This is a genomic window from Capnocytophaga sp. oral taxon 863 str. F0517, assembly GCF_000466425.1.
Classification (GTDB): Bacteria; Bacteroidota; Bacteroidia; order Flavobacteriales; family Flavobacteriaceae; genus Capnocytophaga.
On record NZ_KE992144.1, the window covers coordinates 1 to 657 of the forward strand.

Consider the following 657-nt stretch of genomic DNA (forward strand, 5'->3'; position numbering starts at 1 on the left):
CAATAGAGATATCTACATTGTCCTTAGTGGCTGGGTTGCCGTCCACTGTATCATTGTTCAGTACGGTTACAGTACCTCCCTTACCTACGGTCACCGCAGGGTCATCGTTGGCTTCGATGGTATGGATTACATCGGAAGTTATGGTAATCTTCACCTTAGCCCTATCACAAGGAGTACCATTCTGTTTCTCACAAATCTTATAAGTCACCTCATAGGTACCTTCTGTAGCGGTAACTGGCACTTTGATCTTGCCAGTGGCAGGGTCTATCTCTACACCAGTAAGGCCTCCATTGTTATCAATAGTGGTGGTTACCTTATCCTTGGTTACAGGTTCTCCATTGAGTCGGTCGTTGGAGAGGACTTCTATCGAGCCGCCTTTGGCAACGGAGGTATTCGGATCATCGTTGGCATTGATGGTCGTGGTCGGAGCCGCATCGCTCGTTACCTCTATCTTCACCTTAGCGGTATCACAAGGAGATGCTTCTCCTTTAACACAGATACGATAAGTCACCTCATAGGTACCTGGAGTAGCACCCGCTGGCACCTTAAGTTTTCCAGTAGCTGTATTTACCTCTAAGTTGGCAAGGCCTCCGTTATCCCCGATAGTCACATCCACTACCGCAGGAGTGGCAGGGTTGCCATTGACTTGGTCATTGC

The 657-nt window shown here is 48.4% G+C and carries 1 protein-coding gene; it reads right to left on the reverse strand.

The features are described from left to right. Positions 1 to 657, reverse strand: a 657-nt coding sequence (locus HMPREF1551_RS13925; RefSeq protein WP_021628211.1) for a hypothetical protein, incomplete at both ends; no start/stop codon positions are given.